18 protein-coding genes are annotated in these 15,821 nt (G+C 37.2%); 15 read left to right on the top strand and 3 right to left on the bottom strand.

Annotation, left to right across the window (positions count from 1 at the left end):
* Nucleotides 1–56 precede the first annotated feature (56 nt).
* Complete coding sequence (locus N0B48_RS01475) at nucleotides 57–518, bottom strand: Lrp/AsnC family transcriptional regulator (RefSeq protein WP_034731090.1); 462 nt, start codon at nucleotides 516–518, stop codon at nucleotides 57–59.
* Between the two features lie 240 nt (nucleotides 519–758).
* Here N0B48_RS01475 and N0B48_RS01470 point away from each other — a divergent pair, with 240 nt between their 5' ends.
* The 10 genes from N0B48_RS01470 (at nucleotide 759) to N0B48_RS01425 (ending at nucleotide 11,242) form a co-directional block, all read left to right on the top strand.
* Entirely contained in the window at nucleotides 759–1,649 is an 891-nt protein-coding gene (locus tag N0B48_RS01470; protein ID WP_283950680.1) for an aspartate carbamoyltransferase catalytic subunit, read from the top strand.
* 144 nt (nucleotides 1,650–1,793) lie between these two features.
* Entirely contained in the window at nucleotides 1,794–2,876 is a 1,083-nt protein-coding gene (locus N0B48_RS01465; RefSeq protein ID WP_259836054.1) for a carbamoyl phosphate synthase small subunit, read from the top strand.
* 10 nt (nucleotides 2,877–2,886) lie between these two features.
* Entirely contained in the window at nucleotides 2,887–3,249 is a 363-nt protein-coding gene (locus N0B48_RS01460; protein WP_259836053.1) for a four helix bundle protein, read from the top strand.
* Nucleotides 3,250–3,294: 45 nt separating this feature from the next.
* On the top strand, nucleotides 3,295–6,474 hold the full coding sequence (gene carB / locus N0B48_RS01455; RefSeq protein WP_259836052.1) for a carbamoyl-phosphate synthase large subunit: 3,180 nt from the start codon (nucleotides 3,295–3,297) through the stop codon (nucleotides 6,472–6,474).
* Nucleotides 6,475–6,578: 104 nt separating this feature from the next.
* On the top strand, nucleotides 6,579–7,232 hold the full coding sequence (locus N0B48_RS01450) for a hypothetical protein (RefSeq protein WP_259836051.1): 654 nt from the start codon (nucleotides 6,579–6,581) through the stop codon (nucleotides 7,230–7,232).
* A 174-nt stretch (nucleotides 7,233–7,406) separates the two neighbouring features.
* Nucleotides 7,407–7,877, top strand: coding sequence for a DUF1203 domain-containing protein (locus N0B48_RS01445; RefSeq protein ID WP_259836050.1), 471 nt, complete (start codon nucleotides 7,407–7,409; stop codon nucleotides 7,875–7,877).
* A 63-nt stretch (nucleotides 7,878–7,940) separates the two neighbouring features.
* On the top strand, nucleotides 7,941–8,711 hold the full coding sequence (locus N0B48_RS01440) for an isocitrate lyase/PEP mutase family protein (protein WP_259836048.1): 771 nt from the start codon (nucleotides 7,941–7,943) through the stop codon (nucleotides 8,709–8,711).
* Between the two features lie 5 nt (nucleotides 8,712–8,716).
* On the top strand, nucleotides 8,717–9,760 hold the full coding sequence (locus N0B48_RS01435; RefSeq protein ID WP_259836045.1) for a bifunctional transcriptional activator/DNA repair enzyme AdaA: 1,044 nt from the start codon (nucleotides 8,717–8,719) through the stop codon (nucleotides 9,758–9,760).
* A gap of 23 nt (nucleotides 9,761–9,783) precedes the next feature.
* Nucleotides 9,784–10,359: a Crp/Fnr family transcriptional regulator gene (locus N0B48_RS01430; protein ID WP_259836042.1), complete on the top strand. Its 576-nt coding sequence runs from the start codon at nucleotides 9,784–9,786 to the stop codon at nucleotides 10,357–10,359.
* Nucleotides 10,360–10,417: 58 nt separating this feature from the next.
* A complete protein-coding gene (locus N0B48_RS01425; RefSeq protein ID WP_259836041.1) occupies nucleotides 10,418–11,242 on the top strand; it encodes an acyl-CoA thioester hydrolase/BAAT C-terminal domain-containing protein in 825 nt (274 codons plus the stop codon).
* Nucleotides 11,243–11,309: 67 nt separating this feature from the next.
* On the opposite strand, the gene N0B48_RS01420 is transcribed toward N0B48_RS01425, so the two are convergent.
* Together N0B48_RS01420 and N0B48_RS01415 are read right to left on the bottom strand one after the other, a co-directional pair.
* Nucleotides 11,310–11,723 (bottom strand): hypothetical protein, encoded by a 414-nt coding sequence (locus tag N0B48_RS01420; protein ID WP_259836040.1) that lies wholly within the window; start codon nucleotides 11,721–11,723, stop codon nucleotides 11,310–11,312.
* 219 nt (nucleotides 11,724–11,942) lie between these two features.
* Nucleotides 11,943–12,797: a hypothetical protein gene (locus tag N0B48_RS01415; RefSeq protein WP_259836038.1), complete on the bottom strand. Its 855-nt coding sequence runs from the start codon at nucleotides 12,795–12,797 to the stop codon at nucleotides 11,943–11,945.
* A gap of 76 nt (nucleotides 12,798–12,873) precedes the next feature.
* Between N0B48_RS01415 and N0B48_RS01410 the strand changes: the two genes are divergently transcribed.
* The 5 genes from N0B48_RS01410 (at nucleotide 12,874) to N0B48_RS01385 (ending at nucleotide 15,670) form a co-directional block, all read left to right on the top strand.
* Nucleotides 12,874–13,392, top strand: coding sequence for a Crp/Fnr family transcriptional regulator (locus tag N0B48_RS01410; RefSeq protein WP_259836037.1), 519 nt, complete (start codon nucleotides 12,874–12,876; stop codon nucleotides 13,390–13,392).
* A 60-nt stretch (nucleotides 13,393–13,452) separates the two neighbouring features.
* Nucleotides 13,453–14,028 (top strand): DinB family protein, encoded by a 576-nt coding sequence (locus N0B48_RS01405; protein WP_349644515.1) that lies wholly within the window; start codon nucleotides 13,453–13,455, stop codon nucleotides 14,026–14,028.
* 149 nt (nucleotides 14,029–14,177) lie between these two features.
* Nucleotides 14,178–14,783 carry a DUF2911 domain-containing protein gene (locus N0B48_RS01395; RefSeq protein ID WP_034731184.1) on the top strand — a complete coding sequence of 202 codons (606 nt, stop codon included), beginning with the start codon at nucleotides 14,178–14,180 and terminating at the stop codon, nucleotides 14,781–14,783.
* Between the two features lie 3 nt (nucleotides 14,784–14,786).
* Entirely contained in the window at nucleotides 14,787–15,314 is a 528-nt protein-coding gene (locus N0B48_RS01390; protein WP_259836030.1) for a GNAT family N-acetyltransferase, read from the top strand.
* Complete coding sequence (locus N0B48_RS01385) at nucleotides 15,311–15,670, top strand: cupin domain-containing protein (RefSeq protein ID WP_259836028.1); 360 nt, start codon at nucleotides 15,311–15,313, stop codon at nucleotides 15,668–15,670. Before N0B48_RS01390 ends, N0B48_RS01385 begins: the two co-directional genes overlap by 4 nt.
* Nucleotides 15,671–15,821 lie beyond the last annotated feature (151 nt).

Genomic DNA, 15,821 nt, shown 5'->3' with positions numbered 1-15,821 from the left:
AGTATAAGAAATGTCATGCTGAGCGAAGTCGAAGCATCTAGTAGTTTAAATGAAAATTATTCCAGATCAATTTTAAACTTAGTCGATTTTTTCACCTCGTGAAGGACGATAGAACTGTGATACTGGCCAATATTAGGAATATTTGAGATCACATTAACTGCGAAATCATTATAGGAATTAATGTCCTTTGCAATGATCTTAAGCATGTAATCGTACTCGCCGGAAAGACTGATGATTTCCTGAACTTCATCATGTTTCATAATGTTTTTTTCAAAGGTTTCCAGTACTTTCTGGGATTGCTCCTTAAGACGGACGTTACAGTAGACCACAATATTCAAACCTAGTTTTTCACGGTTCAAAAGACCGACATATTTCTCAATGATGCCATGTTTCTCCAGTTGTTTAATCCTTTCATACGTAGGAGTAAACGTAAGACCTATCCTTTCTGAAATTTCTTTTACAGATAGCGTAGAGTCTTCCTGAATAATGCTGAGAATCATTTTGTCTTTTAAATCCATAGGTAGGGTTGAGTTTTAACAAAAATATCAATTATAAATGAAAATAAGGAAAGATTACAGGTTTTAATTTTTTTGAAAATTTGGTTTTGTAGATTCGTAAAAATACTATATCTTTGCACCTAATGAATAAAAGAGTGTTTATATCATTAGATTTACCGGGCGAAAGCGCCCTTTACGATATTTATTGTTATTAAGCGAAGATCCTGTCTTCGCTTTTTTTATGCTCAAAAAATAAGAATTATGTTTACGATTACAGAACTAAGTACAGAGAGAATCAACAGTATACTGACCGAAGCACTGGCTTTTGCCAACGGGAAAACTGCAAAAATTGAAGGAGAAATTTTCTGCTCAAATCTTTTCTTTGAAGACAGTACAAGAACAAAGACAAGCTTTGACATCGCAGAAAGAAAACTGGGTCTGCAGGTAGTACCTTTTGATGCTTCCCACAGTTCTGTAAACAAAGGGGAGAGTCTTTACGATACTGTAAAAACTATTGAAAGCCTGGGAGTGAATCTGGTAGTAATCAGAGATAAGAAAGACAGATATTTTGAAGAATTGAGCAATATCAAAATTCCGATGATCAACGGAGGAGATGGAACAGGAAATCATCCTTCCCAATGTATGCTGGATCTGATGACCATCTATCAGGAATTTGGAAAATTTGAAGGACTGAAAATAGGAATTGTAGGAGATGTAAAACACAGCCGTGTGGCCAATTCAAATGCTGAAGCATTGAGAAGATTAGGCGCTAAAGTATATTTCTCAGGACCTGAACACTGGTTTGATGAAGGAGCTTTAATCAACGGAACCTATTTACCGGTTGATCAGCTGATCGCTGAAGTAGATGTTCTGATGCTGTTAAGAATCCAGCACGAAAGACACGATGCAAAAATGAGTTACACCGCTTCTGAATACCACAGAAAATACGGTTTGACGAAAGACAGAGAAAAAGCAATGAAAAAAGAAGCGATCATCATGCATCCCGCACCCATCAACAGAGGGGTTGAAATAGATACCGATCTGGTGGAATGCGATCGTTCAAGAGTGTTCAAACAGATGCAGAACGGAGTCTTCGCAAGAATGGCGATTCTGAAAGAAGCACTGGAAAAAGAAGGGTACACCTTTAAATAGGTAACGAGTTTTGAGATTCGGGTTCCGGGTCTTGAAAATAAAAAAAATTGCCTCCCTTTGATGGGGTGGTTTAAAAGAAAAAAATAAAACAGAAAGAGGAAGTCTAACTTCTAACTTCTTAAATCTAATATCTAATTTTTAAAAATGAAGAAAAAATTAATACTGGAGTCCGGTGAAGTGTTTCATGGAGAAGGTTTCGGAGCAGAATTGGAAACTGCCGGAGAAGTAGTTTTCAATACCGGAATGACAGGGTATCAGGAGTTGATCTCCGATCCGTCATACTGCGGTCAGATTGTTTGCATGACCTATCCGCTTATCGGAAATTATGGTATTAACCGTGATGATTATGAAAGCATCGAGCCTGCTATTAAAGGACTTATCGTAAAAGAAGTTTGCGATCTTCCTTCCAATTTCCGTACTCAGATGACTTTAGAGGAATTATTTAAAAAGAAAAACCTTTCAGGAATTTCCGGAATCGACACCAGAAGACTGACCAGAATTCTACGTAATTCAGGAGTTGTGAAAGGAAAAATTGTAAACGTTGAAGCTGATGAAAACGAAGTTGTTACAGAATTAAAAGGGACTAACTTCCCAACCAATCAGGTGGCAGCAGTTTCTACAAAAACAGCTTACGCCAATCCGGGAAGAGGACTGAAAGTTGTTTTAGTGGATTTTGGTTCCAAATTAGGAATTATCAGAGAGCTGTCTCAAAGAAACTGCGACATCACTGTAGTTTCCCACGACACCACAGCAGAAGAGATTTTGCTAATGGATCCGGATGGAATTATGCTTTCAAATGGTCCTGGTGACCCTGAAGACAACCCTAAAGCATTAGAAATGATCCGCGGATTACTAGGAAAAGTTCCGATCTTCGGAATCTGTTTAGGACATCAGTTGATCGGTCTAGCATGTGGAGCGAAAACTTTCAAGTTAAAATTCGGACACAGAGGAGGAAACCACCCTGTACTGGATCTTGAGAAAAACAAAGTGTCCATTACTTCTCAAAACCACGGCTATGCAGTAGATCAGGAAAGTCTTAAAGATACAGATCTAATCGAAACTCACATCGCCCTAAACGACAGAACCAACGAAGGTCTTAAACACAAGATCCACCCTTGCTTCTCCGTTCAGTACCACCCGGAAGCAAGCCCGGGGCCTGAAGACGCGAACTACTTATTTGATGAGTTCATCAATTTAATGTACCAATTTAAAAATGTAACAGTTTAACAATAATTAAATGATCAATTTCGAAAACAATCCTTTAATTGGAAAAACCGTAAAATTCTCTTTAGATATTATTGAGTTTTGCGAATTATTGGAGCAGAATAAGAAATTTGTCATTGCTAAACAGTTATTACGTTCAGGAACTAGTATTGGTGCCAATTCTTTTGAAGCACAGAATCCCTACAGTAAAAAAGATTTTGTGAATAAAATAAAAATTGCTGCCAAAGAACTTGAAGAAACAAAATATTGGTTATATCTGTGCAAACACTCCAAAAATTATCCTTTTGAAGATAAGTTGGAAGCACAGATCATAGAAATTGGGAAAATTATTTATAAAATTTTAAGCACAAGTTTATCAAAGGAAAACGGTTTGTAAACATTGTTACACTGTTAGATTGATAAATTGTTACATTTTAAACCTATGAAAAGAAACGATATAAAAACAATTTTAGTAATCGGTTCAGGGCCCATCATCATCGGGCAGGCAGCTGAATTTGATTACGCAGGAACGCAGGCTTGTCTGTCTTTGAGAGAAGAAGGCTACAAGGTGATTTTGATTAATTCAAATCCTGCGACGATTATGACGGATGTAGAAATCGCAGATAAAGTATATATCGAGCCGATTTCACTTCAGTTTGTAAGCCACATCATCAGAAAAGAACGTCCGGATGCTTTGCTACCAACGCTTGGAGGTCAGACAGGTCTGAATATGGCGGTAGAACTGGAAAAATCAGGAATTCTTGAAGAATGTAAAGTGGAAGTTTTGGGAACTACACTTTCTGCGATCAACAGAGCGGAAGACAGAGATCTTTTCCGTGAGCTGATGAGAGAGCTTAACGAACCGGTTCCTGAATCAGATATCGTAAATACAGTAGAAGGAGCAATCCGTTTTGCTGAACAGATTGGATATCCGGTGATTGTTCGTCCTGCCTTTACGATGGGAGGAACAGGAGGAGGTATTGCCTCTACGGAAGCTGAATTGAAGGAGATTGCTGAACTAGGATTAAAATACAGTCCGGTGACGCAATGTCTTATCGAAAGATCAATTGCAGGTTTCAAAGAAATTGAATACGAAGTAATGCGTGATGCGAACGACAACGCGATTGTGGTTTGTAACATGGAAAATATTGATCCGGTAGGAGTTCACACGGGAGATTCCATCGTAGTGGCACCTTCTCAGACACTTTCTGACAGAGAATATCAGTTACTGAGAAATGCTTCCCTAAAGATCATCAGAGCCTTGGGAATTGAAGGTGGATGTAATGTACAGCTGGCTTTAGACCCGCACTCATTCAACTACTATATCATCGAGGTGAACCCTAGAGTTTCCCGTTCATCAGCATTGGCAAGTAAGGCGACAGGATATCCGATCGCGAAAATTGCAGCAAAGATCGCGGTAGGTTTAACGCTTGACGAGATCATGAACCCTGTGACAGGAAAAACATACGCATGTTTTGAGCCTGCCCTTGACTATGTGGTAACGAAATTCCCTAGATTCCCGTTTGATAAATTCGAAACGGCAGACAGAAGACTGTCTACACAGATGAAAGCGACCGGAGAAGTAATGGCTATCGGAAGAAACTTCGAGGAATCTTTACAGAAAGCCGTTCGTTCTTTAGAAACCGGTTTAAGACATTTAGGATTAAAAACAAAACAGGCTGCAGCGTTAACACCAGAAGATATCGAAAGAAGAATCAGAGTTTGTGATGACGAAAGACTGTTCATTATTTGTGACGCTTTAAGAAGAGGTTACGATTGGGAACAAATTGTAGAATGGAGTAAGATTGATAAATTCTTCATCTGGAAATTAAAGAAACTTGTTGACTTTGAAAAAGTAATCGCGGCAAATAAATTCGACAAAGAAACTTTAATTCAGGCTAAAAAATTAGGATTCTCAGATCAGAATATCGCTCACTTATGGGAATCTTCTCAGAGAGAAGTTTACAATTTCAGAAAAGAAAATGGCGTGATACCGGTTTACAAAATGGTAGACACATGTGCGGCGGAATTTGAAAGCGAAACTCCTTATTTCTACGGAACTTATGAAGAAGAAAATGAAAGTGTTGTAACTGATAAAGAAAAAGTAATCGTTTTAGGTTCAGGACCTATCAGAATTGGTCAGGGAGTTGAGTTTGACTACGCAACAGTTCACTCGGTTTGGGCCATCAAAGAATTAGGTTACGAAGCGATTATCATCAATAACAACCCTGAAACGGTTTCTACGGATTTCTCAATTTCAGATAAATTATACTTTGAACCTTTAACGGAAGAAGATGTAATGAGCATTATTGATCTTGAAAAACCAATGGGAGTAGTGGTTCAGTTCGGAGGTCAGACCGCAATCAACTTAGCGGACAAACTGGCAAGTTACGGAGTGAAAATTCTGGGAACTTCACTGGAAGATCTAGACAGAGCAGAAAACAGAGATAAGTTTGAAAAAGCCCTTCAGGAAATGGGAATTCCACAGCCTTTAGGAAAAACGTCAACATCAAAAGAAGAAGCGATAAAAATTGCCAACGAGATCGGTTATCCGGTTTTGGTTCGTCCAAGTTATGTACTGGGAGGTAGAGCCATGGAAATTGTGTACACAGAAAGCGAATTGGCTCACTATATGGAATTTGCGGTAGATGCAAGCCCGGAACACCCGGTTTTGGTAGACCGTTACATTACCGGAAAAGAAGTGGAAGTAGATGCAATCTGCGATGGTGAAACAGTAATTATCCCTGGGATTATGGAACACATTGAAAGAGCGGGAGTTCACTCCGGAGACTCTATTGCAGTGTATCCGCCTCAGAATGTTTCGCAGGAGGAAATCGATACCCTGGTAGATTATACCCAGAGACTGGCAAAAGGATTGAATGTGATTGGTTTAATGAATATCCAGTACGTTCTTTTCGAAGGAAACGTATATGTGATCGAAGTGAATCCACGTTCATCAAGAACAGTCCCTTTCCTGTCTAAAATCACTGAAGTTCCTATGGCGAACTTAGCAACAAAAGCGATCTTAGGCCAGAAGTTGACAGATTTAGGGTACAAAAACGGACTAGTTCCAAATAAAGAAGGAGTCTTTGTAAAAGTTCCCGTATTCTCTTTCTCAAAACTGACGAAAGTTGATATCTCTCTGGGACCAGAAATGAAGTCTACAGGAGAAGTAATGGGGAAAGACACCACATTGGAGAAAGCACTTTACAAAGGATTAATCGCGGCAGGAAGAAAAGTTCCGATGCACGGTTCAATTTTGTTCACAGTTGCTGATAAACACAAGCAGGAAGCTGCAGATCTTGCGGCAAGATTTCATGAAGTTGGTTTCAGAATCTGGGCAACGGAAGGAACGGCTAAATTCTTCGGAGAACAAGGAATCCCTTGTAAAATCGGATATAAAATCGGAGAAGATGATGTCAACCTGATCGACCTGATCCAGAAAGGAAAAGTGCAGTATGTTGTGAATACGATGACCAAAGGTAAGCAGGTAGAACGAGACGGATTCCAGATCAGAAGAATGAGTGTGGAAAACGGCGTTCCTTGTTTAACATCCATGGACACAGTAGAAGCCATCCTGAAAGTAATTGAAAGCATGAGTTTCAAAATGGAGACGATGTAATTCAAAAAAAAATAATTTAAAAAAGCGCTTTAAATGTAAAATTTAAAGGGCTTTTTTGTTTTTAATTGATAAATTTTTGAGTGTTAATTAGATGGAAAAGCAGTATGAAATCGATAAAATATGTAAATTTGCACCCTATTAAAAATAATAAAATAATACAGAAAAAATCAATGAAATCAATGTTTAAAATTTTTGTTTTGGGTATTTCATTAACTTCTTTGACAAGTTGTGCATTATCAAATTCGGTTCAGCAAATTAATTATCAATCAAATTTGAAAGTTGAGAATAAATTGGCTTCCAGTAAAATTGTTCAGATTGAACCTATGATGGATGTAAGAGGGTATCAGGATGACAAAGTTATTTTCTACAAGAAAAATATGTACAACCAAACAATGTCCGGCGCGTATATGGCTGAAAAGCCTGTCTCAGAAATTCTGACAGAAGCCATAAAAAACGGACTTAGCGAAAAAAATATCTCATTAAGTAATGATAATAAGAATTTTACGCTAAAATCAGAATTGCAAAAATTAGATTACGAAGCTATTTCAGGATTTTCAACAGTTCAGCTTATTCCCCAAATTACAGTTAAATTTCAATTGATTGACACTGAAGGGAAAGTTGTGTGGACTGATCTAATCACCGGAAAAGCAAATACGAAAGGATCTAAATTTGAAAAATTCCTACCGCCGGCTATTGACAATTTAGTGCAGCAATTAATAAATAGTCAAGACTTCTTAAATAATGTAAAGAACGATTAATAGTAATCTCTGTTAATGAAAAAATGGAGACGATGTAATTTTCGGAACCAGATCATATATTTCAAACCCCGCGAGTTTTCTTGCGAGGTTTTTGTTTTTAATGAGATAAAAAATACTTGTCCGTTTTTCGGTTGTACTATAAACGGTGCCAATTTAAATTTGTAAAAAAAGGAAATGAATAATTTTAAATTTGAAGCACTGAATCATTTAGATTTTGAATATTTGAATGATTTATCAGAAACTGAACTCGCAGAGAATCATATTAAAAAGATGATAGTAGATAAATTCCCGGGTTTTCCTTGCAGGACTACTTTGGAAGATGCTAAAATCGATGAAATGGTTTTTCTCCTCAACTATGATTTTCACAATGTCAATTCTCCCTATCGGGCTAATGGACCTGTTTTTGTAAGGGCAAATCAACCAACAAAGACTTATGAAAACAACGAAATTCCGGTAATGTTCAATCATAGATTGCTTTCACTTCGGGGGTATAATAAAGAGGCAATGATGATTTTTGCTGATGTTTCTGAAGGTAAATTTTTAAAAGAAAAACTTTCACAAATTCTGGAAAATCCAAAGATTGAATATATCCATTTACACAATGCAAAACCAGGATGCTTTAATTGTACTGTAAAAAGAATATAAAATACTTGTCCATTTTTCGGTTGCATAAAAACAGGATCCACCTTACTTTTATAAAAAATTAAAATGACAGCAATTCAGAGATTCAGAGAACTGCATCAGCAGGATGATCTATTATTAATAGGAAATGTTTGGAATGTACAAAGCGCCAGAGCATATGAAAAACTGGGCTATCAGGCAGTAGCAACCTCGAGTTCTGCGGTAGCATTTAGTCTGGGATACGAGGATGGCGAAAACATGAGCTTTGATGAATACTTTTATATCGTTGAAAGAACCTTGAAATCCATCACCATTCCTTTGTCCGTAGATTTGGAAGGAGGTTATGGAAAAACGGTGGAGGAAATTGTTTTAAACATTTCCAGACTGGCAAAGGCTGGTGTCGTTGGAATCAATATCGAAGACAGCGTCATCATTGATGGAACCAGAAAACTATTGAGTACACATGATTTTCATGAAAAATTAAATGCAGTCATTCTCCAACTTAAAGAACAGAATATTGATATTTTCATCAATGTCAGAATAGATCCGTTTCTTCTCGCTGTAGACCATGCAGTACAGGAAACCTTAGATCGTATAAAAATCATTGAGGAAGTAGGTGCAGATGGAATTTTTGTTCCATGCATTACCGAAGTACAGGATATTGAAAACGTTATTAAGACGGCAAAGCTTCCATTCAGTGTGATGTGTATGCCTGAACTTCCGGATTTTCAAACCCTTAAAAAGTTAGGTGTTAAAAGAATTTCATCAGGAAGTTTCTTAAATAGTTATATTTATAGTCAATTGGAAACCGCAATAAAAGCCATTGGAGAGGCCGGAAGTTTTTCTCCGATTTTTTAGATATCATGAAACTTACAGAAGAAAGAATGTATCGGGCATCTTTAGAAAAAGATTCCTCATTTGAAGGCATTTACTGGATGGCTGTAAAAACCACGGGTATATTTTGCAGGCCCACTTGTACGGCCAGAAAACCCAAAAGAGGAAATGTAGAATTTTTTATCAATACCGAAAAAGCGATAGAAAATGGCTACAGACCTTGTAAAATATGCAAACCGCTTGAAAAATTGAATGAAACACCCCGTTACATTCAGGATTTGCTGGATGAACTACAGCAACATGAATCACTAAAGATCAAAGACGCAGATCTTCTGGAAAGAAATATTGAACCGGTAACGATCAGGCGATGGTTTCTGAAAAACCATGGAATGACCTTTCATACTTTTCAAAGAGAATTCAGAATGAATAAAGCATTCAAAAAAATAAAAAACGGTGAAAGTATCATGGAAGTGGCACTGGAATCAGGCTATGAAAGTTTAAGCGGCTTCAATGAACGGTTTAAAGAAGTCATTGGTACCACACCTAAGAATACAGGTCGCCGGACGATCATTGATCTGAAAAGAATTGAGACCCCATTAGGACCCATGTTCGCCTGTTCATGCGAAGAGGGAATTTGTCTGCTCGAATTTACGGATCGGAAAAATATAGACCGGCAGTTTGCCCATTTATCCAAAGTGATGAACGCAGAAATAGTTCAGGGTGAAAATAAACATTTCGAACTGCTGGAAAACGAACTGAATGAATATTTTGAGGGAAAACGAACTACGTTTGAGGTTCCCCTTTATATTACAGGAACAGATTTTCAGAAAAAAGTGTGGCAACTTTTAACAGAAATCCCCAAAGGAGAAACCCGTACCTACAAACAGCAGTCTGAATTTTTGGGTAATCCTAAAGCTGTACGTGCTGTAGGAACAGCCAATGGAATTAATAAAATTGCGATTATTATTCCATGTCACCGGGTGATAGGCTCAGATGGTGAGCTGGTAGGATATGCCGGAGGAATATGGAGGAAACAAAAGTTACTGGAACTGGAAGGCGCCATCTTATTTTAAATATCTTTACAGAAAACACCACCATGCCCTCAGAATTTGACCCCGTTCTACATCACTTCAGCCAATATATTAAGCTCAGCGAGACTTTAAAAAAAGAATTGCTGGACAGATTATCTTTTCAGACTTTTGAAAAGGGAGAACTTCTTCACGACGCTGATAAAATCTGCACCAAAAGTTATTTTATTCTGAACGGGTTAACCAGAACTTATTATCTGAAGGACGGAACAGAGATCAGCGAATACTTCTCCAGTGAAAGCGAATGGGTTAATTCACCAAAGAGTTTTATAGGACGAACAAAAGATATCTACTCCATTGACTGTCTTGAAAAAACAGAAACCTTCTGCCTCAAAATAAATGATCTTGGCTATTTATTCGATCATTTTCCTGAAATGGAGCGGTATGCAAGATTGTCTATGGGAAGTGTATTCGGGCACCTGATGGAGCGGATTACATCTCAAAGATTTACTACTGCGAAAGAAAAATATGAACATTTCCTGACCGTTTACAAAGGAATTTATCATAGAATTCCGCTTGGGATGACGGCATCTTATCTCGGAATTACCCAGTCTACGCTTAGCAGATTACGGGCAGAAAAGTAGTTTTTGATCTAGAGCAAAAATTATCCGGATTCGCTGGGATATTTTTGTTAAAAAAACAATGAAACTACTATTTAAAATTTTCTGCCTCCTGACGTTTGTATGCTCACTTGCCAAAGCTCAGGATACCATTTATTCAAAGAATACGGATGCCATTTTGTATCAGCCATCAAAAAAAAATAAGGGTCTTGTCGTAGGACTTGGAGGATCGGAAGGAGGAAATGCCTGGGCATCGAAACATTGGAAAACCGTAAGAGATCAGTTTTTAGACAAAGGATATGCATTCCTTGCGCTGGCTTATTTCGGATCAAAGAATTCTCCAAAACTACTTGAAAAGATTGAAATACAGGATGTATATAACGCTATAAGCCTTTCAAAACAGAAAATCCATATAGATAAAGTCGCCATTATAGGAGGTTCGAGAGGAGCTGACCTCGCTTTACTTCTGGGAAGCTATTATCCTGATATTTCATGTATCATCGGGTTGTCAGCAAGTCATGCTGTTTTTCCTGGAAATACAGATCATTTTTCGACTTCGAGCTGGACTTTTGGCGGGAAAGAACTTCCTTTTGTTCCGGTGAATGAAGCAGCGGTCCCTTTTATGATGGAACGGAAAATAAGAAAAGCCTTTGAAGCGATGTTGCAGGATAAAGAATCTGAACAAAAATCCCTTATCAAAGTGGAACAGATTAAAGCTCCGATTCTCCTGATGTCCGGAACAGAAGATGAAATCTGCCCTTCATCAGAAATGTCTGAAAAAATCATTCAAAGATTGAAAAAGAATCACTTTAAATACCATTATGAACACATACCATTCAAAGGTGTCCATTCCGAACCGTATCAACATTTCGATAAAGTCTTTGAGTTTCTTCAGAAGAACTTTTAATTTTGTTAATCTCAATCTCAATCTCAATCTCATATTCATCCTTAGTCTCAGAACCAATATTAAAAAACTATCTAATTTTTGGTTTCATGAACAGAAGACAGACAAAATTGAATAATGCGGAAATCACCCAGAAAGGAGATGCAACAACGATCGCAAATACAAAGAGAGGAATGATTCCTTTTAATCCTGCAATGATGATTCCGTCCGTGGCCAGACGGGTGGAAATTGAAGTAAGAATGCAGGCAAGCAGCAAGGCTGAAAGACTTAAACCGATAGCAGTACCGGCCAGTTTCCATTTTCCTGATATTCCGGGATGTATATGTATTCTGTAAAATACAACACTGTACATTAAAAAGATACCTGATGATATAAGAATAAGATAGATAAGAGATAAATCTGTAGCCATGATAACTAATGCTAAATTGGCGATCAGTACATTAATAAAAGTACAGACTATAAAAAGAAGAACATTTTGTTTCATGGTTATTTGTTGTTAATCAGTGATTTAATTTGAAACTATTTTTATTTAATCTGCAAAATCCGTGAGAGAAATAAAAAACAAGATGCGGATATGAAAAATGCTTTGTGAACTTAGTTCGTAAACCTTTAGTTTGTACTCAGCATGAAAGCATACAGAAAACAGTTAGTATTAGAATTGTCATGCTGAGCGGAGTCGAAGCATGTATTATTTATTTTATCCTCAGTTAATCTTATAATAAGGTTCCGAGAAATACTTACTCGGCTTGATATACGCCGTTTTTCTATCAGCATCAAACACCCAGTTAAATCTTCGCAAAAGGTCCGCGCCAAAATAATTAACCGTTTGTTTTTTCAGATCACCGATAAAAAATCCGGCTGAAACATCTTTTAAAACACTGTTTCCCACTTTCAGGAAAGGAAGTATACCTTGCTTGGTAATGATGCTTTTCCCACTAGAGTTTTTTAAAGTTTTTTCGCCTGTTATCTTCAGTTTTTTATCCAGTTCTTTTTCTGCAGCAAAATCGTTACTGTAAAGCAATCCTCCTGAATATCCGGATTGAAGTACAAAATAGGCTTCCTGTTGTTTGTCACCGTCAATAACGTTGTCAGCTACAATATAAAAAGCTTCGTGATCATATAGGGTGACAATAGGTTGGTAGCCCTTCACATCAGGTGCTTTATCATAAACAATAAACTGATTATGGTCGTAATCGATTTTAAATGCTTTTCCTCCAAACAGGACAGTTCCGATCTTTCCGTCGGCCTCGTGACCAGCCATTTGATTGTCTGAAAAACGGACGTTATTCAATGTTAATTTTCCAATCTGCACCGTATTGTTTTCACTGATTTCATCTTTGTCAAAAACAATATGATCTGCTTTTCGTTGTCTTTCCGGTGAAATAGCAGCGTCTTCCATGGCGATCTGAAACATCAGATCCAGAGAATCCTTTTTATTCACTAAAGTTTTTACGATGATATTATTGTGTTTCGTGAGTCTGAAAGGAATGGTCTGTTGTGCATGTACGCTGAAAAAACCTGCAGAAAACAGTAAGATAAGACTTGTTTTTTTGAACATGATGAAGTGATTAGTGGTTAAAATCCAGAATTTTAAAATTACCTATTATCTTTGGAAAAGCAAACATTAATATCAAATGATTCAAAAACTGCTTAATAGCGGACTGCACTGGGAAAAGAAGGAATTCAAACGGAATGAGTTTCTGAAGATCTCAGGGAGTACCGATACGGATATTTATTTTGTAGAAAATGGCAGCGTCCGGATTTTTATAATGGATGAAAATGAAGAAAGGATCATCCGTTTCGGATATACCGGAAATATTGTTGTCTCTTTGGATTCGTTTCTATCCGGGAAACCTTCTGATTTTTATATTCAGGCGATCAAAAAAACAAGTGTAAGAGTTACTTCAAAGAAGGATTTCTATACATTTATCCAATCTGATGAAGAACATCTTAAGTTTTGGATCTCAATTTTAGAAGATCTTGTCCTGCAGCAGCTCGAAAGAGAAAAAGACCTATTGACGAATTCACCCAAAGAACGTTTTGAAAGAGTCTTAAAAAGAAGTCCGAAACTGTTTCAGGAAGTTCCGAATAAATATATTGCCAATTACCTTAGAATGTCGCCTGAAACTTTATCACGGCTTAAAAAATCTTGAGTTCAATCAAGATTTAAGAAGAAAACGATCCCGAAATTTGCATAAAAATTATCAATGAAAATGTCTACATCACAATTACTGGATGAGTTGAAGACGCTTACTCAGGCCCATATAAAATATGCAGAAAACCTTTTGAAGGAAACTGATGAAAAACTAAATTCCAGAATTTCAGATGGCAGCTGGAGCGTGCTGGAATGTCTTGAACATCTCAACCGTTATGGAGATTTCTATATTCCCGAAATCACTCAACGAATTTCTTCTTCAAAAACATCTCCTGCAAATGCTTTTAAACCGGGACTTTTGGGGAATTATTTTGCGAAATCGATGCTTCCGAAAGATAAATTAAACAAAATGAAAACTCTTAAAAGCATGGATCCCATCAACAGTCAACTGGATAAAAGTGTAGTGGAGAAATTTATCAGACAGCAAAGTCAATTTTTAGATTTGCTGGAAAAAGCAGTCAGTGTTGATTTAAATACAATAAAAACCAGCGTTAGCATTTCAAAACTGATTAAAATTAAATTGGGAGATACCTTTCGTTTTGTTATTTATCATAATGACAGACATATCCTTCAGGCAGAAAGAGTTTTTGAATATTCTTTGATAGGAGAAATAGTTGCTAAACGGGATCAATAAAATTGCCATTCTAATACTATTTCACCGGGTTATCGGTTCAAACGGAGAACTGGAGGGTTATGCAGGAAGATCTGGAGAAAGCAAAAATTATTGGTAGTAGAGAAGGCTATTTTGTTTTGATTTTTGTAAATTTAGGCAAAAATTTACACGTGAAAAAGTTACTATTTGCACTTTGCATATCAGCTTCGGCTTTAAGTTTTGCTCAAGATTATTCTGTACCGGCTGCAAGTCCGCGTCAGAAGGTAGAGCAGCAGTTTTCAATGTCTAAGATCAGCATTGATTATGGAAGACCGGGAGTGAAAGGACGTAAGATCTTTGGAGAACTGGTTCCTTACGGACAGGTTTGGAGAGCAGGAGCGAACTCATCGACTAAAATCACATTCGGACAGTCTGTGAATTTCGGAGGGAAAATGGTTCCAGCTGGAACATATGGTCTTTTCATCGTACCTACAGAAAAAGAATGGAAAGTAATATTAAATAAAGACTTCCAGCAGTGGGGTGCTTATACTTATGATCCAAAACAGGATGTCGTAGATGTTATGGTCCCTGTGAATAAACTGGCAGACAAGCAGGAATGGTTTGAAATTACCCTTAATCCTACAGATGAAAACTCAGGAAACTTAGTGATTAAGTGGGATATGGCTCAGGCTGAGGTTGCTTTAAAACCGGCAAAACCTGATGCGGTAATCAAAATTTCAGATAAGCTGAAAGAAATCAAAAAAATTGAAGCAGACGCAGCAAAAGCTAAAGGCTAGACAATGAAATTTTCAATACAACCTGTTTTAGACAGTGAAGAATATCAATTAATCCCCTTACAACAAGGGGATTTTGAGTCTGTATATGAAGTGGCTTCCGATCCACGGGTTTGGGAACAGCATCCTAATAAAAACCGCTATCAGAGAGAAATTTTTGAGAGCTTTTTTAAAGGTGCTATGGAAAGCGAAGGAGCTTTTAAAATCATAGAGAAATCCTCCGGTGATGTTCTCGGCAGCACCCGTTTTTATAATTATGATGAAGCTGAGAACCGTATTTTCATTGGATATACTTTCTATGGAACAAAATCCTGGGGAAAAGGAATCAATCCTAAAGTGAAAAAAATGATGCTCGATTATATCTTTAAGTTTGTTGATAAAGTACATTTTCATATCGGCAAAGAGAACATCCGTTCCCAGACTGCTTTGGAAAGGATTGGTGGACAGAAGATTGGTGAAGAGGAAGTGGCCTATTTTGCAGAGCCTACAAGAACCAATTTTGTCTATGAAATAAAAAAAGAAGATCACTCATGAAAAAATACAAAATCCAGAAATCACCATTTGTAGTGCCTACGACAGATGGAAAATTAATAGAAGAACACTGGGGGAATTCTACAGGAAATTCAAATGTGTCCATCGCTCACATGGTGGCACCACCGGATTGGAGTGAGCCACATCAGACTCCGGAATTTGATGAATTTACCCTTATCATTTCCGGAAAAAAGCAGTTTGAAATCGATGGAGAAATTGTTATTCTTGAAAAAGGAGAGAGCATTCTGATCGAGAAAGGAGCAAGAGTACGTTACAGCAACCCATTCTCAGAACCATGTGATTATATTGCCATTTGCCTTCCCGCGTTTTCTATGGAACTGGTGAATAGAGAAGATTAAAAATATACCAATTAAAAATGTACCAATCTAGCAGTGTAACAATGTACCAATTACATTTCCCGGTAAAATCATTATTACACTGTTACATTGATACATTGTTAAACTGATACATTGCTAGATTGTTACACTGATACATTGTTACATTGAAATA

It is taken from the genome of Chryseobacterium herbae, from assembly GCF_025154075.1.
In the GTDB taxonomy this organism is placed as follows: domain Bacteria; phylum Bacteroidota; class Bacteroidia; order Flavobacteriales; family Weeksellaceae; genus Chryseobacterium; species Chryseobacterium herbae.
This window is presented reverse-complemented; position numbering and strand designations above follow the sequence as displayed.